Annotated in this window: 26 protein-coding genes, 1 tRNA gene and 2 pseudogenes; 15 read left to right on the plus strand and 14 right to left on the minus strand. The window is 75.6% G+C overall.

Annotation, left to right across the window (positions count from 1 at the left end; translation table 11 throughout):
- Positions 1-17: 17 nt before the first annotated feature.
- Together ACGFIZ_RS18315 and ACGFIZ_RS18320 are read right to left on the minus strand one after the other, a co-directional pair.
- Complete coding sequence (locus ACGFIZ_RS18315) at positions 18-1,640, minus strand: acetolactate synthase (RefSeq protein WP_393420648.1); 1,623 nt, start codon at positions 1,638-1,640, stop codon at positions 18-20.
- A gap of 79 nt (positions 1,641-1,719) precedes the next feature.
- Positions 1,720-2,493: an enoyl-CoA hydratase/isomerase family protein gene (locus ACGFIZ_RS18320; RefSeq protein ID WP_393420650.1), complete on the minus strand. Its 774-nt coding sequence runs from the start codon at positions 2,491-2,493 to the stop codon at positions 1,720-1,722.
- Positions 2,494-2,590: 97 nt separating this feature from the next.
- Here ACGFIZ_RS18320 and ACGFIZ_RS18325 point away from each other — a divergent pair, with 97 nt between their 5' ends.
- Both ACGFIZ_RS18325 and ACGFIZ_RS18330 read left to right on the plus strand, forming a co-directional pair.
- A complete protein-coding gene (locus tag ACGFIZ_RS18325) occupies positions 2,591-3,115 on the plus strand; it encodes a DUF6232 family protein (RefSeq protein ID WP_393420652.1) in 525 nt (174 codons plus the stop codon).
- A gap of 363 nt (positions 3,116-3,478) precedes the next feature.
- Positions 3,479-3,961 (plus strand): DUF6232 family protein, encoded by a 483-nt coding sequence (locus ACGFIZ_RS18330; protein ID WP_393420654.1) that lies wholly within the window; start codon positions 3,479-3,481, stop codon positions 3,959-3,961.
- Between the two features lie 24 nt (positions 3,962-3,985).
- Here ACGFIZ_RS18330 and ACGFIZ_RS18335 read toward each other — a convergent pair whose 3' ends face one another.
- Positions 3,986-4,789: an ABC transporter ATP-binding protein gene (locus ACGFIZ_RS18335; RefSeq protein ID WP_393420656.1), complete on the minus strand. Its 804-nt coding sequence runs from the start codon at positions 4,787-4,789 to the stop codon at positions 3,986-3,988.
- A gap of 117 nt (positions 4,790-4,906) precedes the next feature.
- Between ACGFIZ_RS18335 and ACGFIZ_RS18340 the strand changes: the two genes are divergently transcribed.
- Entirely contained in the window at positions 4,907-5,929 is a 1,023-nt protein-coding gene (locus tag ACGFIZ_RS18340; RefSeq protein WP_393420658.1) for an ABC transporter ATP-binding protein, read from the plus strand.
- On the plus strand, positions 5,926-6,933 hold the full coding sequence (locus ACGFIZ_RS18345; protein ID WP_393420660.1) for an ABC transporter permease: 1,008 nt from the start codon (positions 5,926-5,928) through the stop codon (positions 6,931-6,933). The genes ACGFIZ_RS18340 and ACGFIZ_RS18345 overlap by 4 nt, the downstream gene beginning before the upstream one ends.
- A 95-nt stretch (positions 6,934-7,028) precedes the next feature.
- Here the strand turns inward: ACGFIZ_RS18345 and ACGFIZ_RS18350 are convergent, their stop codons facing one another.
- Positions 7,029-8,204: an ROK family protein gene (locus tag ACGFIZ_RS18350; protein WP_393420662.1), complete on the minus strand. Its 1,176-nt coding sequence runs from the start codon at positions 8,202-8,204 to the stop codon at positions 7,029-7,031.
- Between the two features lie 168 nt (positions 8,205-8,372).
- On the opposite strand from ACGFIZ_RS18350, the gene ACGFIZ_RS18355 reads away from it, so the two are divergent.
- Positions 8,373-9,824, plus strand: a complete 1,452-nt coding sequence (locus ACGFIZ_RS18355; protein WP_393420664.1) for a glycoside hydrolase family 3 N-terminal domain-containing protein — start codon at positions 8,373-8,375, stop codon at positions 9,822-9,824.
- A 275-nt stretch (positions 9,825-10,099) separates the two neighbouring features.
- On the opposite strand, the pseudogene ACGFIZ_RS18360 reads toward ACGFIZ_RS18355, so the two are convergent.
- Positions 10,100-10,284: pseudogene (locus ACGFIZ_RS18360) on the minus strand (GNAT family N-acetyltransferase); the annotation flags it as partial.
- Positions 10,285-10,380: 96 nt separating this feature from the next.
- Between ACGFIZ_RS18360 and ACGFIZ_RS18365 the strand changes: the two are divergent.
- Positions 10,381-10,569 carry a DNA repair protein gene (locus tag ACGFIZ_RS18365; RefSeq protein WP_393420666.1) on the plus strand — a complete coding sequence of 63 codons (189 nt, stop codon included), beginning with the start codon at positions 10,381-10,383 and terminating at the stop codon, positions 10,567-10,569.
- 43 nt (positions 10,570-10,612) lie between these two features.
- Here the strand turns inward: ACGFIZ_RS18365 and orn are convergent, their stop codons facing one another.
- Complete coding sequence (gene orn, locus ACGFIZ_RS18370) at positions 10,613-11,209, minus strand: oligoribonuclease (protein WP_393420668.1); 597 nt, start codon at positions 11,207-11,209, stop codon at positions 10,613-10,615.
- A gap of 67 nt (positions 11,210-11,276) precedes the next feature.
- On the opposite strand from orn, the gene ACGFIZ_RS18375 reads away from it, so the two are divergent.
- The gene (locus tag ACGFIZ_RS18375) at positions 11,277-12,584 is read left to right on the plus strand and encodes a glycosyltransferase family 87 protein (RefSeq protein WP_393420670.1); all 1,308 of its coding nucleotides are present in this window, start codon (positions 11,277-11,279) and stop codon (positions 12,582-12,584) included.
- Between the two features lie 168 nt (positions 12,585-12,752).
- Here the strand turns inward: ACGFIZ_RS18375 and ACGFIZ_RS18380 are convergent, their stop codons facing one another.
- From ACGFIZ_RS18380 to ACGFIZ_RS18395, 4 genes are all read right to left on the minus strand, one after another.
- Entirely contained in the window at positions 12,753-13,346 is a 594-nt protein-coding gene (locus ACGFIZ_RS18380) for a hypothetical protein (RefSeq protein WP_393420672.1), read from the minus strand.
- Between the two features lie 148 nt (positions 13,347-13,494).
- Entirely contained in the window at positions 13,495-14,229 is a 735-nt protein-coding gene (locus tag ACGFIZ_RS18385; protein WP_393420674.1) for a YcnI family protein, read from the minus strand.
- A 14-nt stretch (positions 14,230-14,243) separates the two neighbouring features.
- The gene (locus ACGFIZ_RS18390; RefSeq protein WP_393420676.1) at positions 14,244-15,920 is read right to left on the minus strand and encodes a copper resistance CopC/CopD family protein; all 1,677 of its coding nucleotides are present in this window, start codon (positions 15,918-15,920) and stop codon (positions 14,244-14,246) included.
- A 35-nt stretch (positions 15,921-15,955) separates the two neighbouring features.
- Positions 15,956-16,654: a zf-HC2 domain-containing protein gene (locus tag ACGFIZ_RS18395; protein WP_393420678.1), complete on the minus strand. Its 699-nt coding sequence runs from the start codon at positions 16,652-16,654 to the stop codon at positions 15,956-15,958.
- Positions 16,655-16,708: 54 nt separating this feature from the next.
- Between ACGFIZ_RS18395 and ACGFIZ_RS18400 the strand changes: the two genes are divergently transcribed.
- The 4 genes from ACGFIZ_RS18400 to ACGFIZ_RS18415 are packed head-to-tail and all read left to right on the plus strand — an operon-like array spanning position 16,709 to position 19,688.
- Entirely contained in the window at positions 16,709-17,320 is a 612-nt protein-coding gene (locus ACGFIZ_RS18400) for a sigma-70 family RNA polymerase sigma factor (protein ID WP_393420680.1), read from the plus strand.
- A 31-nt stretch (positions 17,321-17,351) separates the two neighbouring features.
- Complete coding sequence (locus ACGFIZ_RS18405) at positions 17,352-17,873, plus strand: MauE/DoxX family redox-associated membrane protein (protein WP_393420682.1); 522 nt, start codon at positions 17,352-17,354, stop codon at positions 17,871-17,873.
- Entirely contained in the window at positions 17,866-18,582 is a 717-nt protein-coding gene (locus ACGFIZ_RS18410; RefSeq protein WP_393420684.1) for a DsbA family protein, read from the plus strand. The genes ACGFIZ_RS18405 and ACGFIZ_RS18410 overlap by 8 nt, the downstream gene beginning before the upstream one ends.
- Positions 18,579-19,688, plus strand: a complete 1,110-nt coding sequence (locus ACGFIZ_RS18415; protein ID WP_393420686.1) for a hypothetical protein — start codon at positions 18,579-18,581, stop codon at positions 19,686-19,688. Before ACGFIZ_RS18410 ends, ACGFIZ_RS18415 begins: the two co-directional genes overlap by 4 nt.
- 60 nt (positions 19,689-19,748) lie before the next feature.
- On the opposite strand, the gene ACGFIZ_RS18420 is transcribed toward ACGFIZ_RS18415, so the two are convergent.
- Genes ACGFIZ_RS18420 through ACGFIZ_RS18435 form a run of 4 tightly spaced genes read right to left on the minus strand, consistent with a single transcriptional unit; the run spans position 19,749 to position 22,469 of the window.
- The gene (locus ACGFIZ_RS18420) at positions 19,749-20,510 is read right to left on the minus strand and encodes an energy-coupling factor ABC transporter ATP-binding protein (protein ID WP_393420688.1); all 762 of its coding nucleotides are present in this window, start codon (positions 20,508-20,510) and stop codon (positions 19,749-19,751) included.
- Positions 20,507-21,277 (minus strand): cobalt ECF transporter T component CbiQ, encoded by a 771-nt coding sequence (cbiQ, locus tag ACGFIZ_RS18425; RefSeq protein ID WP_393420690.1) that lies wholly within the window; start codon positions 21,275-21,277, stop codon positions 20,507-20,509. The genes ACGFIZ_RS18420 and cbiQ overlap by 4 nt, the downstream gene beginning before the upstream one ends.
- 14 nt (positions 21,278-21,291) lie before the next feature.
- Positions 21,292-21,753 carry a PDGLE domain-containing protein gene (locus ACGFIZ_RS18430; protein WP_393420692.1) on the minus strand — a complete coding sequence of 154 codons (462 nt, stop codon included), beginning with the start codon at positions 21,751-21,753 and terminating at the stop codon, positions 21,292-21,294.
- Positions 21,750-22,469, minus strand: a complete 720-nt coding sequence (locus tag ACGFIZ_RS18435) for an energy-coupling factor ABC transporter permease (protein ID WP_393420694.1) — start codon at positions 22,467-22,469, stop codon at positions 21,750-21,752. Before ACGFIZ_RS18435 ends, ACGFIZ_RS18430 begins: the two co-directional genes overlap by 4 nt.
- Before the next feature lie 219 nt (positions 22,470-22,688).
- On the opposite strand from ACGFIZ_RS18435, the gene bcp reads away from it, so the two are divergent.
- The 4 genes and pseudogenes from bcp (at position 22,689) to ACGFIZ_RS18455 (ending at position 24,697) form a co-directional block, all read left to right on the plus strand.
- Complete coding sequence (bcp, locus tag ACGFIZ_RS18440; RefSeq protein ID WP_393420696.1) at positions 22,689-23,165, plus strand: thioredoxin-dependent thiol peroxidase; 477 nt, start codon at positions 22,689-22,691, stop codon at positions 23,163-23,165.
- Between the two features lie 247 nt (positions 23,166-23,412).
- Positions 23,413-23,766 (plus strand): annotated as a pseudogene (locus ACGFIZ_RS18445) (helix-turn-helix domain-containing protein); the annotation flags it as partial.
- Positions 23,767-23,973: 207 nt separating this feature from the next.
- Positions 23,974-24,060 (plus strand) — tRNA-Leu (locus tag ACGFIZ_RS18450).
- Between the two features lie 106 nt (positions 24,061-24,166).
- The gene (locus ACGFIZ_RS18455) at positions 24,167-24,697 is read left to right on the plus strand and encodes a GNAT family N-acetyltransferase (protein WP_393420698.1); all 531 of its coding nucleotides are present in this window, start codon (positions 24,167-24,169) and stop codon (positions 24,695-24,697) included.
- Positions 24,698-24,797 lie beyond the last annotated feature (100 nt).

Below are 24,797 nucleotides of genomic sequence, written 5' to 3' on the forward strand. Positions count from 1 at the left end.
GCGCCACGGGCGCCGCGTCAGGCCAGGTTGGACGAGCGCGGGTACGCGTCGGCCGGGTCGGTCAGCACGTTGACCAGGTACGGCACGCCGGAGGCGAACGCCCGTTCCAGGGCGGGTGCGAGATCCGCGGCCTTCTCGACCGTCTCGCCCGCACCGCCGAGCGCCTCGACGACCTTGTCGTAGCGCAGCCCGGGCTGGAGGTCGGCCGCGACGTCGTAGCCGTACATGGCCCGCATCGGGTGCTTCTCCAGGCCCCAGATGCCGTTGTTGCCGACCACGATCACCACCGGCAGTTCCTGCCGGACGAGGGACTCGACGTCCATCAGCGAGAACCCGGCCGCGCCGTCGCCCATCAGCACGCAGATCTGCCGGTCCGGGTGGCTGACCCGGGCCCCCATGGCGTAGCCCATGCCGGTGCCGAGGCAGCCGTACGGGCCGGGGTCGAGCCAGGTGCCCGGCTGCGCCGGCTCCAGGTACTTCCCCGCGTACGAGACGAAGTCGCCGCCGTCGCCGATGGTGATGGCGTCCGGGGCGAGCACGCGGCGCAGCTCGCCGTACACCCGGGCCGGGCGGATCGGGTCGGTCTCGGCGGCCATCTCCTCGGCGTCGCGCGCCTTCGCGCCGTCCTCGGCGGTACGCAGCCGCGCGACCCAGTCGGCGTGGTCGGCCCGGTCGCCGCGGTGGTCGGCGAACGCGGTGAGGATCAGCCGCAGGTCGCCGGCCGGGGCGGCGGCCGGCTGGACGTGGGTGGCACGCTGGCTGGGCGCGTCCACGACGTGCACCACCTGCGCGTCGCCGAAGTCGCCGAACGAGAGCCGGAAGTCCAGCGGGGTGCCGACCACCACGACCACGTCCGCGTTCCGCAGGGCGACCCGACGGGCCTTGGCGAACGCCAGCGGGTGCTCCGGGGGCAGCGCCCCGCGGCCCATCCCGTTGGTGAACACCGGCACCTGCAGCGCCTCGGCCGCGGCCCGCAGGGCGTCGACGGCGTCCCCGGCGTACACGTCGGAGCCGGCGACGATCACCGGGCGGGCCGCGCCGGCGACGAGGCCGGCGGCCCTGGCCACCTCGTCCGGGTCGGCCTCGACCGGGGCGACCGGGGTCACCGCCGGCAGCTCGGCGTCGCCGACAGAGAACACCGCCTCCAGCGGGAGGTCGAGGAAGACCGGGCCGCGGTGCGGGGCGAGCGCGGTGGTGAGCGCGGCGCTGACCGCGCGGGGGATGTCGTCGGCGCTGAACACCGTCTCGGCGTGTTTGGTGACCGGAGCCACCAGCGGCAGGTGGTCCATCTCCTGGAGGCTGCCGGAGCCCCAGCGGAACTGCGGCGCCCTGCCCCCGAGCACCAGCACCGGCGAGGCGTTGAAGAACGCGCTGGTCAGCCCGGAGACGCCGTTGGTGACGCCGGGGCCGGCGGTGAGCACGGCGAGGCCGGGGCGGCGCTGGAGCTTGGCGACCGCCTCGGCCGCGAAGACCGCGGACTGCTCGTGCCGGACGTCGTACAGCGGGAAGCCCGCGGAGTGCGCGGCGTCGTAGAGCGGGAAGACGTGCCCGCCGGAGAGGGTGAACATCTCCCGTACGCCGTGCGCGCGCAGCGCCGCGAGCGCCAGCTCCCCGCCGTGGCCCTCGACCCGTTCCGTCATCGCCGCTCCCCTCGTCGGTTGCCGGGCCCCGACGTTACCGGCCGGTCAGGAACACGTGAACAGCCTTCGATCGGCCGGCTCAGCGGCCGGTGAAGCCCGGCTTGCGCTTCGCCACGAACGCGGCCATGCCCTCGCGCCGGTCGTCGGTGGCGAACAGCGCCGCGAAGAGCTGGCTCTCCCAGGCCAGGCCCGAGTTCAGGTCCATGTCCAGGCCGCCGTCGACCGCGAGCTTCGCCGCGCGCAGCGCCTGCACCGGGCCGGTCAGGTACGGCGTCACCAGCTCGACGGCCGCCGAGTACACCTCGGCGGCCGGCGCGACCCGGTCGGCCAGGCCGATCCGCAGCGCCTCCTGGGCGTCCACCATCCGGCCCGACATGATCAGGTCCTTCGCGCGCGCGGGCCCGACGAGGCGGGCGAGCCGCTGGGTGCCGCCCGCGCCCGGGATGATGCCCAGCTTGATCTCCGGCTGGCCGAGCTTGGCGTCCTCGGCCACCACCCGCCAGTCGCAGGCCAGGGCCAGCTCGCAGCCGCCACCGAGGGCGTACCCGGTGATCGCGGCGACCACCGGCTTGGGGATCCGGGCGAACGCGCCGAGCGCGCTGGACAGGTCGGCGGCCCGTTCGGCCATGTCCACGTAGGACATGTCGGCCATCTCCTTGATGTCCGCGCCGGCGGCGAAGACCTTCTCCCCGCCGTACACGATCACGGCGCGGACCTCGGGGTCGGCGGCGGCCTCGGTCGCGGCGGCGCGCAACTCCTCCTGCACCTGCTTGTTCAGCGCGTTCATCGGCGGCCGCTCCAGCCGGATGGTGCCGATGCCGTCCTTGGTCTCCAGCCGCACGAACTCGCTCACGCCGCCCTCATTTCCTCGTCGAAATCGCGTGCCAACCATACGGCCCGGATCGTTGGGGAAAGTAGTCTGGTGTTCGCCCCGTCACCGGGAGTCCAGCATGGTCACGTACTACGACGACAGGTCGGTGCAGGTCACCTCAGCCGCGCTGCGGGCGGACGGCCGGACGTACCCGCTGGCCGAGATCGGCGCGGTCTGGCACCACCGGGGCAGCCGCTCCTGGCGGGTGCTCGCCGGCCGGGGCGCGATCGGCGCCGCGCTGGCCGGCCCGCTCGTCGCGGCCGGGCTCGGGGTGACGCTGGCGCTGTGGCTGCACCGCTCGCTGACCGTGACGGTCGCCATCGTCGGGGCGTCGGTGCTGGTCGGGCTCGCCGTCGGGCCGGTGGCCGACTTCCTCTTCGAGCACCTGGACCGCTCGTACGCCCGGGGCAGCCGGCAACTGGAGCTGTGGGTCCGCTGGCGCGGCCGGCCGGTACGGCTGCTGCGCACGGGCGACGCGCTGCGCTTCGGCCAGATCTACCGGGCCGTGCAGCGGGCGGTGGAGGCGGACTCGCCGCCGACCCGCCGGCCGCAGCACGCGATCGGCTCGTCGGGCACCATCACCAGGCCCCGCAGCAGGCCGTAGCGGTCCTGCTCGCGGGCGGTCCTGCTCGCGGGCGGTCCTGCTCGCGGGCGGTCCTGCTCGTCGGGGAGCCGGGCGACCCGGCCGGGCGGCCGTCGCAGCCGGACGGGCTGGACCATACCGCGCGCCTCACTGTGGAGCTGCCCGCACAGACGGGGCGCGGCCCAGACTGCTGGTCGCGTACCACTGGAATCCACCGCCGGCATCGGCAGCCGCCCGCCGGTGCGCCGGGCGAAAGCCGGATCAGGCTTCAGCGCTGGGCATCTGGGCGCACAGACGGGGCAGCTCCACAGCGCCCCGCTGCGACTACCTGGGGCCGGGCGGTCGGCGAGCGCGCAACGGGGGCGCGGCCGGTTAGGCTTAGTGATGGCCCTCTATTACCGGGACGACGCGGTGCAGGTGACCTCCGAGTCGATCCAGGCGGGCGGCCATGCCGTCCGGATCGCGGACGTCACGTACGTCTGGCACGCGCGCGGCCGCACCACCCTGGCCGTACGGGGCCGGGTGCTGGGCCGGGGCGTGCTGGTGCTGCTGCTGTCGCTGCCCCCGCTGGTGGCCCTGGTCTGCGTGGTGTCGCTCGCCTGGTCGGCGCAGGACCGGGGCAACTGGGCCCTGGCCCTGCTCGTGCTGGCCGCGTGCGCCGTCGGCGCGCTGGCCCTGGTCCCGTTCCTGGAGGTGCCGCTGGGCTGGCTCGACCGGTCGTACGAGCGGGGCAGCCGGGTGCACGAGCTGTGGGTGCAGCACCACGGCCGGGAGGAGATGCTGCTGCGCACCCCGGACGCCCTGCGGTTCGGGCAGATCTACCGGGCGGTGCAGCGCGCGGTGGAGCAGCACGGCGAGTACCGGTGATCCCGGCGCCCCTCCCCGCCCTCCTCAGGCGGCGCGGGCGGTCCAGCGGTCGCCGGAACGCTCGACGGTCAGCGGCAGGCCGAAGGTCTTGGAGAGGTTGTCGGCGGTGAGGGTGTCGCCGAGCAGCCCCTGGGCCACCACTCCGCCCTCGCGCAGCAGCAGCGCGTGGGTGAAGCCCGGCGGGATCTCCTCGACGTGGTGGGTGACCAGGACCAGGGCGGGCGCGTCCGGGTCGTATGCCAGCTCGGCCAGCCGGGCCACCAGGTCCTCCCGCCCGCCCAGGTCGAGCCCGGCCGCCGGCTCGTCCAGCAGCAGCAGCTCGGGGTCGGTCATCAGCGCCCGGGCGATCTGGACGCGCTTGCGCTCCCCCTCGGAGAGCGTGCCGTACGCCCGGTCGGCGAGGTGGCCGATGCCGAGCTGGCCGAGCAGGGCGCGGGCGCGGGCCTCGTCGGTGCGGTCGTAGCTCTCCCGCCAACGCCCGACGACCGACCAGGCGGCCGTGACGACGACGTCGCTGACCCGCTCCTCGGCGGGCAGGCGCTCGGCGAGCGTGGCGGTGGACAGGCCGATGCGCGTGCGCAGCTCGTTGACGTCGGTACGGCCGATCCGCTCGCCGAGCACGTGCGCGACACCGGTGGTCGGGTGCAGCCGGCCGGAGGCCAGGTTGAGCAGGGTGGTCTTGCCGGCGCCGTTCGGACCCAGCACGACCCAGCGCTCGTCCAGCTCGACCCGCCAGTCCACGTCGTGCAGCAGCGCGGTGCCGGACCGGCGTACGCCGACGCCGTCCAGGCTGACCACCAGATCGTCACCAATCACCTGCCCATCCAACCACGCACCGCTGCGCCGTCCCCCATGGGCGGTGTCCAGCCCATAGGGTGGAGCGCCGTGTCGTTGGTCACCGTACGGGGGAGGACACATGCCGCACCGCAACCGGGGGCGTCTCGGGTGAGCGCGGTCATCGAGATCGAGGGGCTGCGCAAGACGTTCCACGGCCCGTACCGGAGCTACCACGTCGCCGTCGACGGCTTCGACCTGCTGGTCGGGCGGGGTGAGATCCACGGTTTCCTCGGCCCGAACGGTTCGGGCAAGACCACCACGCTGCGTGCGCTGCTCGGGCTGGTCCGCGCGGACGGCGGCCGGATGCGGCTGTTCGGGGAGGACGTTCCCCGGCACCAGGCGCGGGTGGCGGGCCGGGTCGGCGCGATCGTGGAGACCCCGCAGTTCTTCGGCAACTTCAGCGGGCACCGGACACTGCGGCTGCTCGCCCTGGCCGGCGGGGTGCCGACGCGCCGGGTGGACGAGGTGCTGGAGCAGGTGGGGCTGCGCGGCCGGGGCCAGGACCAGGTCAAGGGCTACTCGCTCGGCATGCGGCAGCGGCTGGCGGTGGCCTCGGCCCTGCTCAAGGAGCCCGAGCTGCTGATCCTCGACGAGCCGGCCAACGGGCTCGACCCGGCCGGCATCCGGGAGATGCGGGACCTGATGCGGGACCTGGCCGCCGCCGGGATCACGGTGCTGCTCTCCAGCCACATCCTCGGCGAGATCCAGTTGATCTGCGACCACGTCACGATCATCTCCGCGGGCCGGCGCGTGGCGGCGGGCCCGGTGGAGCAGGTGCTGGCCGGCCACGACCAGCACGAGTGGCGGGTCGGGGTGCCGGAGCCGGACCGGGCGGCGGCCCTGCTGCGCCAGGCCGGGCTGGCCGTCGACGAGCGCGCCGGGCACCTGGTCGTCGGCGGCGAGCCGGACGGCGGTGAGATCAGCCGCCTGCTCGGCGAGCAGGGCCTGTGGGTCCGTGAGCTGGTCCCGCTGCGCCCCGACCTGGAGAGCGTGTTCCTGGAGCTGACCGGCGACGCCGACCGCCCGGGGCTGCCCCGGCAGGCGGGCGACGCGGGCCTGCCCGGCCCCGACGGGGGCCGGATCGTCGACCTCGACGTGACCGTCGACGCGAACCGGGAGGCGGGGGCGTGAAGCTGGTACGTGCCGAGCTGGAGCGCCTGGGCGCGCGCCGCTTCGTCCAGCTCATGCTGGTGCTGCTGGTGCTGGCGTCCGCCGTGACCGCGATGACGACGCTGGTCAGCTCGCACCAGCCGGCGCCGGACGAGGTGGTCGCCGCCGAGCGGGCGGCGGCCGAGCAGCGGCAGGCCCTGGAGGACGAGTACCGCAGGTGCGTGGCCGCCGTCCAGGGCAGCCTGCCGCCCGAGGAGGCCGAGTCCTACCCGGACGACTGCTCGGCGTTCGACCCGGCCCGCCGGGATCGGCTGCCGGTGGCCACGGACCACCTCGCGGGGGTGTTCACCTTCGCCAACGAGGCCCGGCCGCTGCTGTACTTCCTGGTCGCGTTCCTGGTGCTCTTCGGCTTCCTGGTCGGCGCGTCGTACATCGGGGCGGACATCGCCAGCGGCGGGGTGGTCAGCCTGCTGATCTGGCGGCCCCGGCGGCTCGCCGTGCTCGGCGCGAAGCTGGGCACGCTGCTCGGCGCCCTGGCGCTGCTGACCGTGCTGGCGACGGCCGCGTACCTGGGGGCGTTCTGGCTGATCGGGCAGCTCGCCGGCCTGCCCGGGGCGACGGGCGGGGACTTCTGGCCGTCGCTGGGGCTGATCTGGCTCCGCGGGCTGGTGCTGGTCCTGCTGGCGGCGGCGGTCGGCTTCGCCATCGCCACGCTGGGCCGCCGCACGGCGGCGGCGCTGGGCGCGGTGACCGCGTACGCGGTGGTGTGGGAGCTGGGCCTGCGGGTGGTGATGGAGGTGATCAACGCGCCCCGCTCGGCGAACTGGATGCTCTCCACCTACCTGGACGCCTGGCTGACCGGGGAGGTCCAGATCATCGAGGCCAGCACCTGCCAGGACAGCGCCGGCTTCTGCGGCAGCAGCTACCAGCTCGGCTGGGGCCACGGCCTGGCCGTACTGCTGGCGCTGGCCGGCACGTTGACGCTGGCCGCGTTCGCCGCGTTCCGCCGCCGCGACCTGATCTGAACCGCCGCGCCCGGGATGCGGCAACTCCTTGCAGCATCCCGGGCACTGGTGAAGAATTCCTTCACATGGCGGAGGGAAGCGGATCGGGTGGGCCGTCAGCCCACGGTGCTGCCGAACACCTCGTCCCGCACCGCGTCGAGGGCGGTGCGCAGCGCGCCGCGCAGGATCGGCTCCTCGGTGAGCCCGGTCGGCACCACCCGCGGGCGGACCAGCGTGATCGCGGCCACCTCGTGCTGCACCCGCTCGGCCAGCGCCGCGCCGCCGGCCTGCCCCACCTCGCCGGCCAGCACCACCAGCGGCGGGTCGAGCACCACGCACGTGCTCGCCACGCCGAGGGCCAGCCGGCGGGCCAACTCGTCGAGCATCGGGCCGCCCGCGGTGCCGGCGGCGATCGCGTCGCGTACCGCGTCGGCGGCCGTGGCGGCGGCGAAGCCGTGCTCCCGGGCCACGGCGAGCACCGCCTGCCCGCCGACCAACTGCTGGAAGGCCGGCTTGGCGCGGCGCGAGACGTCCCGGGGGATCGGCACGCCGGGCACCGGGAGGTACCCGATCTCGCCCGCCGCGCCGCTGCTGCCGTGGTGCAGCCGGCCACCCAGCACGATCGCCAGGCCGACGCCCGCGCCCACCCAGACCAGCACGAAGTCGCTCATCTCCCGGGCCGCGCCGGACTGCGCCTCGGCGACGGCGGCCAGGTTCACGTCGTTGGCGAAGACCACCGGGGTGTCCAGGTCCTCGCGCAGCGCGGCGAGCAGGCCCCGGTGCCAGCGCGGCAGGTTGAACGCGAAGGTGATGTCCCCGGTGCCCGGATCCACCAGGCCGGGCGTGCCCAGCACCACCCGGCGCACGCCGGACAGCTCCACGCCCGCGCTGCTCGCGGCCTGGACCACGGCGTTGTGCACGACGCCGACGGGGTCGTCGGTGTCCCGGGTGGACTGCTCGACCCGGCCGACCATCTCGCCCGTGATGTCGGCGCAGGCCGCCACCACCCGCTCCGCGTCCACGTCGACCCCGACCACGTACGCGCTGCTTGGCCGGACGGCGTAGAGCTGGGCGTTCGGGCCCCGCCCGCCGGCCTGCTCGCCGACCCGGGCGACCAGGCCGCGCTCCTCCAGCCGCTCCACCAGCTGGGAGGCGGTGACCTTGGACAGCCCGGTCAGCTCGCCGAGCCGGGCCCGGGTGAGCGGCCCCTGCTCCAGCAGCAGCTCCAGCGCCGCGCGGTCGTTGAGCGCCCGCAACAGGCGGGGGGTGCCGGGCAGCCGGGTCGCACTCATGCCAGGTCCTCTGTCTTCCGAAAGCTTTCCTGACCCACACCGACCTGCGGACGGGTGCCCGCAAGCGTAACGGCAGCCCGGAAGCGGGGTGGTCGGACGACCGGGCACGGACCGGCGTCCCACCGGTACGACGTTCGTGCCCCGCGGGGCACGAGGATGGGAGATCTCGTGGCGCTCGATCCAGGCCTGCGCCGGCTCGCGCTGGGCACCCTGCTGGCCGCGTACCCGGGGCCGGTCCCGCCCGACTGGGCCGTCGACCTGGTGGGCGAGGGCCTGGCCGGGCACACCCTGTTCGGCACGAACGTGCACGACCCGGCCCAGGTGGCGGCGAGCACCGCCGCGCTGCGCGCGGCCCGGGCCGACGTGCTGATCGCGATCGACGAGGAGGGCGGCGACGTCACCCGGCTCGCCCACGCCGCCGGCAGCCCGTACCCGGGCAACGCGGCGCTCGGCGCGGTCGACGACCTGGCCCTGACCGAGCGGGTCTACACGGCGATCGGGGCCGAGCTGGCCGTCCTGGGGATCACCGTCGACCTCGCGCCGACCGCCGACGTGAACACCGCCGACGAGAACCCGGTGATCGGCACCCGCTCGTTCGGCGCCGACCCGGAGCGGGTGGCCGCCCACTCCGCCGCCGCCGTCGCGGGCCTCCAGTCGGTCGGGGTGGCCGCCTGCGCCAAGCACTTCCCGGGCCACGGCGCGACGGTCGCCGACTCCCACTACGGGCTGCCCACCGTCGACGTGCCGCCCACGGTGCTGCGCGAGCGCGACCTGCCCCCGTTCGCCGCCGTGATCGCCGCCGGGGTGCGCTCGATCATGACGGCGCACATCCGGGTGCCGGCGCTGACCGGCGACGGTCCGGCCACCTTCAGCCGCGCGGTCCTGGTCGACCTGCTGCGCCGCGAGTACGGCTTCACGGGCACGATCATCACCGACGCGCTGGAGATGAAGGGCGCGGCGCTGGCCGCCGGCGGCGTCGGCCCGGCCGCGGTCCGTGCGCTGGCCGCCGGCGCGGACCTGCTCTGCATCGGCGCGCAGGTCGACGCCGAACTGGTCGAGCGGGTCGCCGCCGAGATCGTCGGCGCGCTCGGCGACGGCCGACTGGACCGGGCCCGGGTGGAGGAGGCCGCCGGCCGGGCCGCGGCGCTCGCCGCCTGGACCCGGGCCACCGGCACGCCGCCCCCCGCCACCACCGACCTCGGGTACGCGGCCGCCCGCCGCGCCGTACGCGTCGAGGGCGACGTCGCCGGGCTGGACCGGCCGCTCGTGGTGCAGTTGCACGCCACGTCCACGATCGCCGAGGGCCGCGTGCCGTGGGGCCTCGGCCCGCACCTGGCCGGGCTGGAGGAGATCCGGGTGGTGGCCGCCGAGACCGACCCGGCGGCCCTGCGCCGGCTCGCCGGGTCCCGGCCGATCGTGCTGGTCGGCCGGCACCTGCACCGGCTGCCCGGCGGCGCCGAGCTGATCGAGGCGCTGGCCGCCGCGCACCCGGTGACGGTGGTCGAGATGGGGTGGCCGGGTGCGTGGCGGCCCACCCGCGCCCGGGCCTTCGTCACCACGTACGGGGCCAGCCACGCCAACGGGCGGGCCGCCGCGGAGGCGCTCGGGCTCGCCGGCTGACCCCCCGGTGTGCGCTCGGGTTCGGGGACGAGCGCACGCCGGGTCACCGCCCCGCCGGACCGCCCGGTCCCGCTCCGCCGCAGGTCAAGTCCACTTTTCGACACCGCCGGCCGGCCGTCCACGTCTTGCCCGCCCCACCATGAATACGTAGCGTCATGGGCGGGAACGGCGACCGACGTGAGCGGCCGGCCGCCGCACGGCGGGCCTGGGGAAGGCTGCGGACCGTGGATCCGGCCCGGGGTCCACGGTTCGCGCTCCGCCGCCGTCCGCCCCGCTCACGCCGGGTAGACCAGGTACGACCGCCAGCCCCGGTCGGGGAAGCCGGCCGCCTCCGCGACCCGCGCCGACGCCACGTTGGCCGGGTCGTGCCGGTACGTCGGCACGGCGCCCTCGTCCAGCACCCGCCGGGCGGCCCGGGCGACCAGCGCCCGCACCGAAGACCATCACCGATGGCTGCCGGTCCGTCGTCCGGCTGCCGGCGGCGGGAACCTGACGCATCGACGCTGCGTCATATCTATTTCCATACATGTACAACTTCTTTTGGGACGGTAGGGTCATGCCGAATCTGCCCGACGACCGGCACCAGCAGGAGGCCCAGCGATGGCGGGCCGTCCCGCGCTTCCCCGCGCAGCCGCCGTACCGGGAGGCCCGCGCCGCGCGGGCGACGGAGCCGGCGCTGTCCTGGGCGGAGCTGGACCGGCAGCCGGCCGGCGCCTCCATCCAGCCCGGTCTCAACGCCCGCTGACCCGGCGGGTCGACCACCACCGGCCTCCCCGGCGGGGCCGGGGTCAGAGCTGGGCGGCGATCGCCTTGGCGGCGTCGATGTCCGGGCCGGGCAGCGGGACGAAGATCGCCCGCCGGTAGTACTCCAACTCCCGGATGCTCTCCCGGATGTCGGCCAGCGCCCGGTGGGCCAGCCCCTTCTGCGGCTGTCCGAAGTACACCCGGGGGTACCAGCGGCGGCAGAGCTCCTTGATCGAGGAGACGTCGATCATCCGGTAGTGCAGGTGCCCGTCGAGGCGCGGCATGTCCCGGGTGATGAAGCCCCGGTCGGTGGCGATCGAGTTGCCGCACAGGGGCGCGGTCCGCGGGTCCCTGACGTACGTGGTGACGTAGTCCAGCACCATGTCCTCGGCCTCGGCCAGGGTGACCGTCGAGCGCCGGACCTCCTCGGTCAGCCCGGACTTGGCGTGCATGGTGCGGACGATCTCCGGCATCCCTTCCAGCGCCGCCTCGTCGGCGCGGATCACCACGTCCACTCCGTCGCCGAGCACGTTGAGGTCGGGGTCGGTGACGAGCGCGGCGACCTCGATCAGGGCGTCCCTGCGGAGGTCCAACCCGGTCATCTCACAGTCGATCCAGACGAGAAGGTCAGCCACCGCCACAGACTACGCGCAGCCCACGCCACGTGCCTCGGCGCCGTCGGCGGGGCGGACCGTTAGGGTTTCTCCCGTGCCAGCTGAACCGATCGCGCCACCTTCCGTCGCCGCCGACGAGGCGGGCGGCCGGAGGCTCCGCCGGCTGGTCACGGTGCTGGCGCTGGCGGCCGTGCTGCCCGCGCTCTACCTGCCGGGGCTGGTGCACGACTTCTTCGACCTGAAGATCTACATGCGGGCGATGGACTGGTGGGCAGCCGGTCACCCGCTCTACGACTACGTGCAGCCGGACCGCGTGCAGGGAGAGCTCTACTTCACGTACCCCCCGTTGAGCGCCCTGCTGCTCGCCCCGTTCGCGCTGCTGCCGCTGGGCGTCACGATCGCCGTCTTCACCGTACTGACCGTGGTGGGGCTGGTGGCGACCACCCGGTGGCTGGTCGAGCCGGTCGTCGCCCGGCACCGCCTGCCCCGGCTGTTCACCCTCACCGTCGCGGTGCTGCTGGTCCTCGCCGTGGAGAGCACCCGGGAGACGATCACCTTCGGCCAGATCAACATGCTGCTGGTCGTGCTGATCCTGGCCGACCTGCTCTTCGCCGTACCCCGGGGGCGACGCTGGGCCGGGGTGGGGGTCGGGCTGGCCACCGCGCTGAAGCTCTACCCCGGCATCTTCGTCGTCTACCTGTTGGCGACCCGGCGGTGGCGGGAGGCGGGGGTGGCCTCGGCGACCGCCGCCGCGGCGACCCTGCTCGCCGCGGCCGTGGCGCCCGCCGACTCGTGGCGGTTCTGGACCCACGAGCTGTGGGCCACCGACCGGGTGGGACGCACCGACTACACCGGTAACCAGTCCCTGTTCGGGCTGCTGAGCCGGTTCACCGCGCCCGCCGAGCCGGACCGGGCGCTCTGGCTCGCGCTGGTCGCCGTGGTGGCGGGGTACGGGCTGTGGCGGGCCGCCCGCGCCGCCCGCTCCGGTGACGCGCTCACCGGCCTGACCCTGACCGGGCTGGTCGGCGGGTTGGTCAGCCCGATCACCTGGACCCACCACATCTACTGGTTCGTCCCGGCGGTGGTGGCGCTCGCCGACGCGGCGCTCGACGCGGACCCGACCGCTTCGGGCGGGGGCCGGCGCCGCCGGCTGACCGGGCTCGCCGTCCTCACCAGCGCGCTGATCATCTACGGGGTCGTGTCGTTCCAGGACTGGGGCGTGGCCCCGGTGCACACCGACTCGCCCGGGGAGTTCCTGGTCCGCAACACCTACGTGCTGCTGAGCCTGGTGCTCCTGGTGGCCCTGCCGGTCGCCCCGCCGCGCCGCCGCTCTCCCCGGCGCTCCCCGCACCCCGTCCGAGCGGCGCAAAAATCGCACCAACTGGACAGACCTGTCGAGTAGCACCGTTTCCGGCTAATCTGTCCCGTATATCGGGCATCTCCCGTGGCACCGATCCCCCGGTGAGGCGGCCCTCCGCGTCGGCAGCGCGGAGGGCCGCTCGCCGTCTCGGGGCACCCTCACCCGCCTCGGGGCGCCCGCCCGTCCTCGGGGCGCCCTCACCCGGTCGGGTCAGGAGCGCTGGCGGGCGCGGACGCCGGGCGCGGCCGGGCGGATGCGCCGGGTCTCGATGCGCACCGGCGGGGCGGTCCGCTCCGGCGCCAGCGGCGGCCAGGCCGGCGGGGTCCGCGCGGGGGCGGCGGCCAGGTCGGCGAGGGTGGCCGGGCGGCGCGACGGCGCCGACCCGAGGGCCGGCCGGGGCCGGGCCGCCGGGGCGCCCACCGCCGCGAGCTGCCGTTCGGGGGCGGGCGCCGACGCGGGCTCCACCCCGGCACCGAGCCCGCTGAGCGAGACCACCCCGAGCCGGCCGGCGAGCACCGGCACCTGGTCGGGCTCGACCACGAAGACCACCTCACGGGGACGCACCGGACGCAGCAGGAGCAGCACGGCGGCGACCACCAGCAGCACGCCCAGGCCGGCCAGGGCCCAGGCGGCCACCGGCAGCCAGTCGGCGTCCGGACGTACCCGCAGGTCCAGGGCGCCGAGCCGGGCGGTGACGCCGCTACCACCGTGGCCGGCGGCGACTCCGAGCGCGCCACCGGCCAGCGACGCCGGGATACCGATGGTCAACAGGAGCATGCCGGCGAGCGCGCGAGCGAACCGCATCCGTGTCGTTCCCTTCCGTGGCCGGGTACCCGGCCGACCTTACCGGCGCAAAACCAGCAATCGTCCGATAACACCAGCAACGGACTATATCGGTCCCCGGAAACGGATCGGCCCGCCGGCGATGCCGGCGGGCCGATCCGGACGCGGGTCAGGACGCCGGGGTCGGGGTGCGGCGGGTGCGGGCGAACGCGAGGCCGCCGAGGACCAGGCCGGCCAGGCCGGCGACCAGGCCCGCCACGCCCAGCGGCGCGCCCGCGCCACCGTCCGAGTCGGCACCGTCGTCATCGGACGTGGCGGCGACCGGCGCGGCGGCCGGCGCGGACGCCCCCGCCGACGGCGCGGCCGCGGTCAGCGTGAGCACCGGGGCGGGCTTCTCCGGCTCCTCCGCGCCCGGCGTCGGCTCCTCGATCCAGCGCACCACCGTGCCGTCGGAGTACGTCTGGAGCGCCTTGAACACCATCGTGTCGACCTGCGGCAGCGGCCCCATCGAGACCGGGAACTCCTGGAACTGGCCCGGCCTGATCGCCGCATCCCCGGTCGCCGTCCAGGTGAGCTTCGACACAGCCTCTGCGACCTGGCTGCCGTGCACCTCCACCGGCGGGTCCACCTTGCGCCGCTCCACCGTCACCGTCCAGCCGGGCACCGGCATCGTGGACACCGAGCCCACCGGCGCGTTCTCCGGCAGCACCACCTCCACCTTCGTCGTGGACGCGGAGTCGCTCTCGTTCGGCACCCGGAACGCCAACCGGGCGTAGCCGCCCTGGGTCGCCTCCTTCGGATTCACCGATACGTGCGCCGACGCGGGCGCGGCGATGCCGAGCACCACGGCGGCGACGGCCCCCAGGGCGAGCGCGGCGGCGGCGGGACGACGGGAACGGAGCATGTGCGACTGCCTCTCTAACGGATGGGCACGGTGGCGCTCACCGTGGCCTGGTCGATGTCCGAGGTCCGGACCGTGAAGCGGAGCTGCCAGTCCCCCGCGGCGGGCAGGTTGACGTCCCCGTACGCGTGGTTGTCGGTCAGCGGCAGCAGCGGGATCTCGATCGGCTCGATCCCGGCCGACGGCAGCGCGGCGGTGGCCTTCCACTCCACCACCGGCTGCGGCCGGTTGTCCTTGGTGTACGCGTACAGGTGCAGCGAGTTGTTGCCCCGCTGGGCCGGGTCCAGCTCCACCTGCAGGGAGTACAGCGGGCTGGACAGGGTGGCCGTGAAGTACCCGGCGGCCGGGCCGGCCACGTCGGAGGCGGCGGTGCGCGCCGGGGTGGTCTGCACCAGGGTCGCCGTGACGCCGAGCACCACGGCGGTGATCGCCACCTCCACCCACACCGCCCGGCGCACGGCCCGGGGCCGCCGCGCCGTGTCCGCCCGCCGCGTCAGCGCCCGGGAGTACGCCGCGACCGCCATCACCAGCACGAACAGCCCGATCTTGGCGAGCACCAGCCGGCCGTACGTGGTGTCGACCAGCGCGGCCGGGGTGGCCACCTCGATCAGCGCCTGCACCGTGCCGGCCAGCAGCAGCGCCGCCACGGCCAGGGCCGCCCACCGGGACCAGACCGGCAGGATCGCCGTCAGCTCCCGCTCGTCGGCGCGGCGCAGCAGGAAACCCCCGAGCATCACCAGGCCGCCCAGCCAGACCGCCATGGCGCCCAGGTGCACCGCGTCGGCCACCACCGACACCGCCGGGGCGGGCGATGCGGCCGGGTGCCCGGCCAGCGGCCAGGTGAACAGCGCCGCGCCGCCGAGGATCGCCAGGATCACCGCGTCGGTACGGCCCACCGGGCCGGCGAACAGCGGCCGCAGCAGGAACGCCGCCGCCGCCAGCAGGCCCAGCCGGACCAGGTGCGCCGTCCCGTACGTGCTGCCCAGCACCGTTCCCAGGCCCGTCCCGTCGACGTCGAGGAGCCCGCCCCCGGCCGTGTACGGCACCTGCAGCCACAGCTCGGCGACCGTGGCGAACGCCAGCAGGCCCAGCCCCGCCCACGCCAGCCGGGCCGGGCCCCGCCGGGACAGCCGGCGCGGCCAGAGCGCGCCGAGCACCAGCGCCGGGCCGACGAGCAGCGGCAGGCCCGCGTACCCGAGGTACTTGGCGACCTTGACGCCGTTCGCCACCACCGGGTCGGCCCGGTTGTCGGTGCCCGTGTCCGTCGGCGGCGTCGACGGCGCGCCCACCGAGTACGTGAACGCGCCCGAGACCGGGTGGCTGTCGGCCGAGATCACCCGGTAGCTGATCAGGTACGTCCCGCGCCCCGCGGACGGGTCCACCGGCACGGTCACCACCGTCCCCGAGAAGGACGGCTCCCCCCGGTCGGCCCGGGCGCCGTCCGGTGCGATCACCCGGATCTTCCCGGGCACCTTCCGCACCGGCTCGCTGAACGTCAGCACCACCTCGCCGGGCGCGCTCGGCACCACGGCCGAGGCGGCCGGGCTGCTGCTCACCAGCACCGCGTGCGCGCTCGCCGGGGTGGCCGGACCGAGCAGCAGGCCGAGGAGGGTGACCAGCAGGCCGGCGAGCACGCCGGCCCGGGCGAGCCGGCGGCGGAGGGGCCGGAGATCGGCAACAGTCATGCCGGCCATGCTCGCCCACGAGCCGGCCGATCGGCGAGCCCCGCTCACCCGCGTCCCGCCGCCACCACCGTCGCCGGGCGCCGATCCGGCGCGCCGTCGACCCGCCCGAGCGCCCACAGCAGCCCGGCCTGGACCACGGCCGCCAGGTGCCCGACCTCGTGCACCAGGGCGGTGGTCGAGTTCACGATGTCCAGCGCGCTGGTCGCGGCCAGGCAGACCGCCAGCACCAGGGCCACCGGCAGGAACGCCCGGGCCCGCTCGGGCCGCCACGCGGCCAGCGCGAAGCCGACCGCCAGCGCCACGTCGAACGAGGCCATCTCCCGGCTGGTGTGCGGGTCCACGCCCACCCCGAGCCCGGCGAGCAGGACCGGCAGCGCGACGGCGAGCTGGGCGACCGCCGCCACCGCCACCGCCACCCGCAGCACCTGCCGCCGGGCTCGGGCCGCCGCCGCGGCGGCGGCCCGCGCCGAGGACCGGTCGGCGGCCACCGCCGCCAGCACGGCGGCGGTCAGGTCCGGCACCTGGACCGCCCGCAGCCGGGTGAGCCGCGTCACCTGCTCCGCGCGGGCCAGCCAGGACCGGCACCCCGGGCAGCCCTCGGTGTGCGCGTCCAGCGCCGCCGACGGCGCCCCCGGATCCTCGCCGTCCAGCCGCGCCGACAGCGCCGCGCGTACGTCGTCGCATGACATGAGCGGGTAGTCGGCCGGGACGACGGGAAAGTTCCCGCCAGTGGGCCACGCCATGGAAGAGCCGAAGGGCCCTTCCCGGCCCCGGCCGGCCGCGTAGCCTGGACTGTCGTGATTCCTGTCCCGCGCGACCGTCCCGTCGTCGGCCCCGCCGACCGCGGGACCGACGCTGGGCGGGAGGCGACCACCGATGCCCGGGAGGCGGCCACGACGTGGGCGCTGGCCGCCCGCGCCGGCGACCCCGTCGCCCAGGCCGCCTTCGTCCGGGCCACCCAGGCCGAGGTCTGGCGGTTCGCCGCCGCGCTGGTCGACCCGGACAGCGCGGACGACCTCACCCAGGAGACGTACCTGCGGGCGTTCCGGGCGCTGCCGGCGTTCGAGGGACGCTCCAGCGCCCGCACCTGGCTGCTCGGCATCGCCCGCCGGGCCTGCGCCGACCACCTGCGCACCGTGGTCCGCCGCCGCCGGCTCGCCGAGCGGCTGGCCGCCGACGCGCACACCGGCCGCCCGTATCCCGACCCCGCCGGGCAGCTCGGCGCCGCCGACCTGGTGCGCCGGCTCCCCGCCGAGCGGCGCGGGGCGTTCGTGCTCACCCAACTGCTCGGCCTGTCGTACGCCGAGGCCGCCGCCGTGGAGGGGGTGCCGGTCGGCACCATCCGCTCCCGGGTCGCCCGGGCCCGCGACGACCTGGTCGAGGCCCTCGGCGACGCCCTGACCGGATGAGCGGGAACTTCCGCCGGAGGCAGGGCGACCAATGACCGTGACCGCATCCCGCATCCGGGCCACCCGGTGGCCCGCCGTCCGGCCCTGGGTCGGCGTCGCCACCCGGCTCGGGCTGGCCGCCGTGTGGCTGCTCGCCGGCGCCAGCAAGGTCGAGGACCTGGCGGCGTCCGGCCGCGCCGTCAACGCGTACCGGCTCCTGCCGTACGACGTCGCGACGGTGGTCGGCGCGGCGCTGCCCTTCGTCGAACTGGCCCTCGGGGTGCTCCTGCTGCTCGGGCTCGCCACCCGGCTGGCCGCCGCGGTCTCGGCGGCGCTGCTGGTGGTCTTCGTCGCCGGCATCGCCTCGGCCTGGGCGCGCGGCCTGGCCATCGACTGCGGCTGCTTCGGCAGCGGCGGGCAGCTCGCCGCCGGGCAGGCCCCGAGCTACCTCCCGGAGATCCTCCGGGACGTCGCCTTCCTGGCGCTGGCCGGCTTCCTGCTGATCTGGCCCCGCACCCCCGTCTCGGTCGACGGCTGGCTCGCGGGCCCACCCGTGGAGGACGAGGATGAGTAGTCGCAAGGGGCAGCGGGACGCCGCCCGGGTGGTCCGGCAGCAGATCGCCCGCGAACGCCGGCGCAGGCGCACGATCTGGGCCTCCGTGGCCGCGGTCGCTGTGCTGGTGATCGCCGGCCTGATCGGCTGGGGCGTCTGGTCCGGCCAGCGCGGCGGCGGCTACACCGCCCCGCCCGGCGCCACCGTGGCCGGCACCGGCATCGCCCACGGCTCCGGCCCCGTCGTCATCGACCTGTACGAGGACTTCCTCTGCCCGATCTGCAAGGAGTTCCAGCAGACCAGCGGCCCGACCGTGGAGCAGCTCGTCGCCGAGGGCAAGGCGACCGTGGTGTTCCACCCCGTCGCCTTCCTCAACCGGTACTCCACCACCCAGTACTCCACCCGCTCCTCGGCCGCCTCCGGCTGCGCCGCCAACGGCGGGAAGTTCCGCGAGTACGCGGGCGCGCTGTTCGACCGGCAGCCGCCGGAGGGCAGCGCCGGGCTGAGCGACGCCGAGCTGGCCGACATCGCGGCCGGCGTCGGGCTGAACCGGGACACCTTCGCCTCCTGCCTGTCCGACGGCACGTACACGTCGTGGACGAAGCACGTCACCGAGGACGCGAGCAAGGCCGGCGTCACCGGCACCCCGACCGTGCGGGTCAACGGCAAGGAGGTCGCCGACCGCAGCCCCGAGGGGATCCGGGCAGCCGTGGCGGCGGCCGGCAAGTGATCCGCGCGCCCCTGCGCCGCGCCGCGCTCGCCGCCGCCGCGCTCACCGCCGTCCTCGCCCCCGCCACGCCGGCCGCCGCGCACGGGGCGGACGCCCCGAACGGCGCCGACTACCGGGCGCAGGTCACCGCCGTCGCCCCGGCCCGTCCCGGGCTGACCGTCCGGGTGGTGGAGGCGGGGGCGCGGCTGGAGCTGGTCAACCGCACCGGCCGGCCCGTCGAGGTGATGGGCTACTCCGGCGAGCCGTACCTGCGGATCGGCCCCGGCGGGGTGTACGAGAACACCCGCTCCCCGGCGACGTACCTGAACCGGACCCTCGCCGGGGACGCCACCCTGCCCGACCGGGCCGACCCGGCCGCCACCCCGGACTGGCGGCGGATCGACGACGGCCCCGCCGCCCGCTGGCACGACCGGCGCAGCCTCTGGCGGGAGGCGAACCCGCCGCTGTCGGTACGCGCCGACCCGACCCGGGAACAGCGGGTCCGGGACTGGGTCGTCCCGCTGCGCGACGGCGCCGAGCCGGTGGAGATCCGCGGCACGCTCGACTGGGTGCCGCCGCCGGACGCGTACCCCTGGTCCGTGGCCGCCACCCTGGGCTTCCTGGCGGTGGCCGCCGCCGGGCTGCTGGCCGCCGGCACCACCGCCGGGGCGCGGGCCCTGGCCGCGGTCGGCGGCCTGCTGGCGGCCGGCGGGGTCGCCGCGCTCGCGCTCACCGTCGGCCGGGAACTGGACGCCGGCGCGGCCGGCCCCGGCGGGGTGCTGGCCGGCCTGCTCACCGGGGGCGTCTGGGCGCTGCTCACCGGCCTCGGCGCCGTCGCCGCGGGCGCGTACGCGCTGGCCCGCCGCCCCGCCGCCGACTTCGCCCTCGCGCTGGCCGGGGCCTGCCTGGCACTCGTCGTCGGCGTCACCAACGCCGCCGCCCTCGCCCGCTCGGTGCCCCCGGCCCCCTGGCCCGGCGAGGTGGCCCGCCTGCTGGTCACCCTGGTCCTCGCCACGGGCGCGGGCGCCACCGCCGCCGGTCTCCTGCGCCTGCGGTCCACCGCCCGGGCCGCCCGCCCGGCCGCCCCGGTCCCGGCGCCGCCCGCGGCCGTCGGCGGGGCGGGCTGACGCCCCTGGTCAGGGCTGCGGACCGGTCAGGGATGCGGACCGGTCAGGGATGCGGACCGGTCAGCGCTGCGGCGCGAAGCCGTACGGCAGCTCCAGGCGGTGGCGGGCCAGCAGCTCGGAGTCCGCGAGCAGGTCCCGGGTCGGGGCGTCGGCGACGATCCGCCCGCCGTCGAGGATGACCGAACGCTCGCACAGCTCCAGCGCGTACGGCAGATCGTGGGTGACCATCAGCAGGGTCACCGGCAGGGCGCGCAGGATCTCGGCCAGCTCCCGGCGGGCCGCCGGGTCGAGGTTCGACGAGGGCTCGTCGAGCACCAGGATCTCCGGGTGCATCGCCAGCACGGTGGCCACGGCCACCCGGCGGCGCTGCCCGAACGACAGGTGGTGCGGGGCGCGGTCCCGGTGCTCGCTCATCCCCACCGCCGCCAGGGCCTCGTCCACCCGCGCCGCCAGCTCCGCGCCGCGCAGCCCCAGGTTCGCCGGGCCGAACGCCACGTCCTCGGCGACCGTGGGCAGGAAGAGCTGGTCGTCCGGGTCCTGGAAGACGATGCCGACCCGGCGGCGGACCTCCGCGAGGGTGTCCCGGTCCCGGCTGACCGTCAGCCCGCCGACGCTCACCGAGCCCTCGGTCGCCGTGAGGATGCCGTTGAGGTGCAGCACCAGGGTGGTCTTGCCGGCGCCGTTCGGGCCGAGCAGCGCCACCCGCTCGCCGCGCGGCACCGTCAGGTCCACCCCGTGCAGGGCGACGTGCCCGTCCGGGTACGCGTACCGGACGCCGCGCACGTCGAGGGAGACAGCCGTGGTCTGCACGTACCCGATCATGTCAGGACCACGGCGGCCGCGGCGATGCCGGCCGCGACCAGCGGCACGCTCGCCCCGGCCAGCCACTGCCCGGCGGTGGCCGCCCCCGCGCCCTGCCAGACCGCCGGCATCCGGCCCGAGTAGCCGCGCGACACCATCGCCAGGTACACCCGCTCGCCGCGCTCGAACGCGCGCAGGAACAGCGCCCCGATCCCGGCGGCGAAGCCGCGCAGCTGCCACAGGAAGCGCGGGTCGTCGCCCCGGGAGATCCGGGCCACCCGCATCCGGCGGGCCTCGCCGACCAGCACGTCCAGGTAGCGGAGCATGAACGTGGCGATCTGGGTGAGCACCTGCGGGCAGCGCAGCCGGTCCAGCCCGAGGATCAGGTCCCGGGTCGTCGTGGTCGCCGCCAGCAGCAGCGACGCCAGTACGCCCAGCGTGCCCTTGGCGAGGATGTTCCACCCGCCGAACAGCCCGTCGACCGACAGCGCGACGCCCGCCACCTCGACCCGCTCCCCCGCCCCGAGGAAGGGCAGCGCGAACGCGAACAGCACGAACGGCAGCTCGATCGCGGCCCGGCGCAGCAGCCAGCCCGGCCCCACCCGGGCCAGCGCCGCCACGGCCGCGACCAGCAGGGCGTACCCGCCGAAGGCCCAGAACGCCGTCCGTGGGGTGGCCACCACCGCCAGGGTGAACAGCACCATCGCGGCGATCTTCACCTCCGGCGGCAGGCGGTGCACCGGCGAGGCGGCCTCCCGGTAGAGCACGTGGGCGTTCCCGGCTCCCATCGGCGTACCCGCCCCTACCGGGCCGACGCGGCGCGCTCGGTGCCGGCCCGGTCGCCGGTCTCCCAGCCAGGGCCGCTCGGGTCGGCAGGGCCGCTCGGGTCGGCAGGGCCGCTCGGGTCGGCAGGGCCGCTCGGGTCGGCGGCGCCGCGCCGGCGCAGCAGCCAGAACGCGCCGCCGCCGACGGCGAAGGTCAGCAGCACGCCGAGCACGCCCGACAGGCCGGTGGAGAGGAAGTCGTTGTCCAGGCCGCGCACGCCGTAGTCGGCCAGTGGGCTGTCGCCCAGCTCGTGGTCCCGCTCCCGCTGCGCCGGGCAACTGCCGCCGGTGATCTCCCCCTCGGCGTCCACCGTGCAGCCCCTGAGCAGCGACGAGTCCAGCCCGTCCGGGTGCGCGGAGGCGTAGCTGCTGACCACGCCGGCCAGCAGCAGGGCGACCAGCAGGCCGCCGACGACGAATCCCCAGGGACGCTTGCTCATCGGGCACCTCCGGCCACCGGAACGACGGGAGCCGGCGCAGCCGGCTTCAGGGCGCGCAGCGCGTACACGAGGTCGGGGCGCACCTTCGCGACGGTGACCACGGTGGTCGCGGTGATCAGCCCCTCGCCGACGCCGATCAGCAGGTGGACGCCGGCCATGGTGCCGGCGAGCCCGGCCAGGTTGCCGCCCAGGTCGGTGGTGCCGCCCAGCCAGTACTGCAGCACGAAGCCCATGGCCGCGACCACGACGCTGACCAGCGCGGAGACGAAGGCGGTCACGCCGAGGCCGGCCGGGGTACGCGGCAGCACCCGCAGCAGCAGGGCGATCAGCAGGTACGCCGCCGCGGTGCCGAGCACGGCCATGTTGGTGATGTTCAGTCCGAGCATCGCCACCCCGCCGTCGCCGAAGACCAGCGCCTGGACGACCAGCACCACCGCCACGCAGAGCGCGCCGACCCACGGGCCGACCAGCAGCGCGGCGAGCGCGCCGCCGAGCAGGTGGCCGCTCACCCCGGCGGTGAAGATCGGGAAGTTGAGCATCTGGACGGCGAAGATGAACGCGGCGACCAGGCCGGCCATCGGGGCCAGCCGGTCGTCCAGGTCCCGCCGCCCGCGCAGCACGCACAGGGTCAGCACGGCCAGGGCGAAGGCGGCGAAGACGGCGGCGACGGGACCGTCGATGATCCCGTTCGAGATGTGCATCGCCAGGGTTTCCACTCGACCTCCCGAGGCGCGCGGCGGGACGGTCCACGCCGACGGGGTCAGCCTATTGGCGTCGGGTTGCTGTTGCCAATAGCTTGCAACAAGCCGAGGTGTTGATCACCAATCGAGCGGCCCGGGCGGGGCGGGCGGGGCGGTGACGCGCCGCGGTGACGCGGATGGCCTCGGCGCGTCCTCCCCCGCCGGGGCGCCGGGGCCGGCGGTAGGGTCCCAACCATGACCGCGCCTGCCCGCCTCAGCCCCGGCGACCCCGCCCCCGAGTTCACCCTGCCCACCGACACGGGCGGGACCCTTTCCCTGGCCGACCTGCGCGGCCGCCGGGTGATCCTGTACGCCTACCCCGCCGCCATGACCCCCGGCTGCACCAAGCAGGCGTGCGACTTCCGCGACTCGCTCGCCTCGCTCCAGACCGCCGGCTACGAGGTCGTCGGCATCTCGCCGGACAAGCCGGAGAAGCTGGCGAAGTTCCGCGAGCGCGACGCCATCACGTTCCCCCTGGTCGCCGACGTCGACAAGGCCGTGCTCACCGCGTACGGCGCGTACGGCGAGAAGCAGTCGTACGGCCGGACGGTGACCGGGGTGATCCGGTCCACCTTCGTCATCGACCCCGACGGGAAGATCGAACGGGCGCTCTACAACGTCAAGGCCACCGGGCACGTGGCCAAGCTCCGGCGCGACCTGGGCCTGGACTGATCCTGTCGTACCGGGCCACTACCGTGCGCGCGTGGCCCGGTACCGCTACCCACCCGAGGCGCTGGCCCGCGCCGCCGCGCAGGCCCGCAGCGTCGCCGACGTGCTGCGGCTGCTCGGCGTCCGGCCGAACGGCGGCTCGCACGCGCACATCAGCCGGCAGCTCAAGCGCTTCGGCATCGACACCTCGCACTTCACCGGACGCGCGCATTCACGAGGGCGTCCGGGCCGACGCATCCCGGCCAACCACGTGCTGGTCACGCTGCCCGAGGGCTCGCGGCGCACCCCCGGGGCGCGCCTACGGTGGGCGCTGGGGACGATCGGCGTTCCCGACGAATGTGAGGGCTGTGGGATCGGGCCGGTCTGGCGCGGCCGCCCGCTGATCCTGCGTGACGCCCCGACTCCACCCGCATGGCGGGAGGACGCGGAGCCGGCCGCCGGCACGCCGACGTCTCCGCTGACCCGCGAGGAGTTGGCGGATGTCCTCGGGCAGGTGGCCGACGGGCGGCTGACGGTGACGGCGGCCGCGCGGCTGATCGGCTGCCACCGCAATCACGTCTACCGCCTGCGCCGGCGCTGGGAAGCCGGGAGCCTCGGCCCACCACCGGGCCGCCCGCAGGACTCTCGACACCGGGATGTGGTGATCCGGTACGCCCTGGCCAATCCCGACCTCGGGCCCCGGAAGCTGGCCGCCCTCATCGGAGAGGCGGAAGGGGGCGGCAGCAGCGTGAGCCACGGAACGGTGTCCAACATTCTGCGGCGGGCCGGGCTCAACACTGTGGTCGCCCGACGCTCTAGACTTTGCGGGTCGGCGGGAGTGGCGGAATCGGCAGACGCGCAGGGTTTAGGTTCCTGTGTCCGTGAGGACGTGGGGGTTCAAGTCCCCTCTCCCGCACCAGTGGAATGACCGACGACGTCGTCGTCGGTCGGAGCAGCGGGTCGGGCGGCTGTCGCGCGCGTCACGATCACGGGTCGGCGGGCCGCGTCTGAGCCAGGATGGCCGCGTGAGTCTGCGCTTCGTCCTCGACCCCGACCTCACCGCCGAGCTGCGCGAGCAGCTCGTCTCCCTCTGGGTGGACGTCACCAACGCCGGCGGCGCCGTCGGCTTCGTCGCCCCGGTCACCGCCGCGGACGTCCTCGGCATCGCCGAGCCGACCTTCGCGGCCATCGCGGACGGCCCGGACCGGCTGCTCGTCGCGTACGAGGGCGAGCGCCCGGTGGGAATGCTGATCTTCGTCGACAACCGGTTCCACCTGAAGACGCACTGGTGTGTGCTGAAGCGGGTGATGGTGCACCCGGACACCCAGGGCCGGGGCCACGGGTACGCGCTGATGCGGGAGGCGGAGCGGCTCGGCCGCGCGATGGGCTTGGCGGCGCTGCACGTGACGGTGCGGGGCGGGCTGGGGCTGGAGGGGTTCTACGAGCGCCTCGGGTACCGGGAGGTGGGCCGGCTGCCGGGCGCGCTCCGGGTCGCCCCGGACGACGACCGGGACGAGATCTTCATGTGGCTCAACCTGGCCGCGCCGGGCGCCTGACCTACCGGAGCCGGCCCCGGCGGGGACCCGACCTACCGAAGCCGGCCCCGCCGGGCGCCAGACCTGCCGGAACCGGCCCCGCCGGGCAGGCACGCCAGGC

It is taken from the genome of Micromonospora sp. NPDC048830 (assembly GCF_043198215.1).
Lineage (GTDB): Bacteria > Actinomycetota > Actinomycetes > Mycobacteriales > Micromonosporaceae > Micromonospora.

Bases quoted from the DNA above. Each gene is read 5' to 3' on its own strand.
- ACGFIZ_RS18315 (WP_393420648.1), bottom strand. From the start codon at position 1,640: ATGACGGAACGGGTCGAGGGCCACGGCGGGGAGCTGGCGCTCGCGGCG.
- ACGFIZ_RS18325 (WP_393420652.1), top strand. From the start codon at position 2,591: ATGGTCACGTACTACGACGACAGGTCGGTGCAGGTCACCTCAGCCGCG.
- ACGFIZ_RS18330 (WP_393420654.1), top strand. From the start codon at position 3,479: ATGGCCCTCTATTACCGGGACGACGCGGTGCAGGTGACCTCCGAGTCG.
- ACGFIZ_RS18350 (WP_393420662.1), bottom strand. From the start codon at position 8,204: ATGAGTGCGACCCGGCTGCCCGGCACCCCCCGCCTGTTGCGGGCGCTC.
- ACGFIZ_RS18365 (WP_393420666.1), top strand. From the start codon at position 10,381: ATGCCGAATCTGCCCGACGACCGGCACCAGCAGGAGGCCCAGCGATGG.
- ACGFIZ_RS18380 (WP_393420672.1), bottom strand. From the start codon at position 13,346: ATGCGGTTCGCTCGCGCGCTCGCCGGCATGCTCCTGTTGACCATCGGT.
- ACGFIZ_RS18385 (WP_393420674.1), bottom strand. From the start codon at position 14,229: ATGCTCCGTTCCCGTCGTCCCGCCGCCGCCGCGCTCGCCCTGGGGGCC.
- ACGFIZ_RS18390 (WP_393420676.1), bottom strand. From the start codon at position 15,920: ATGGCCGGCATGACTGTTGCCGATCTCCGGCCCCTCCGCCGCCGGCTC.
- ACGFIZ_RS18395 (WP_393420678.1), bottom strand. From the start codon at position 16,654: ATGGCGTGGCCCACTGGCGGGAACTTTCCCGTCGTCCCGGCCGACTAC.
- ACGFIZ_RS18405 (WP_393420682.1), top strand. From the start codon at position 17,352: ATGACCGTGACCGCATCCCGCATCCGGGCCACCCGGTGGCCCGCCGTC.
- ACGFIZ_RS18410 (WP_393420684.1), top strand. From the start codon at position 17,866: ATGAGTAGTCGCAAGGGGCAGCGGGACGCCGCCCGGGTGGTCCGGCAG.
- ACGFIZ_RS18420 (WP_393420688.1), bottom strand. From the start codon at position 20,510: ATGATCGGGTACGTGCAGACCACGGCTGTCTCCCTCGACGTGCGCGGC.
- cbiQ (WP_393420690.1), bottom strand. From the start codon at position 21,277: ATGGGAGCCGGGAACGCCCACGTGCTCTACCGGGAGGCCGCCTCGCCG.
- ACGFIZ_RS18430 (WP_393420692.1), bottom strand. From the start codon at position 21,753: ATGAGCAAGCGTCCCTGGGGATTCGTCGTCGGCGGCCTGCTGGTCGCC.
- bcp (WP_393420696.1), top strand. From the start codon at position 22,689: ATGACCGCGCCTGCCCGCCTCAGCCCCGGCGACCCCGCCCCCGAGTTC.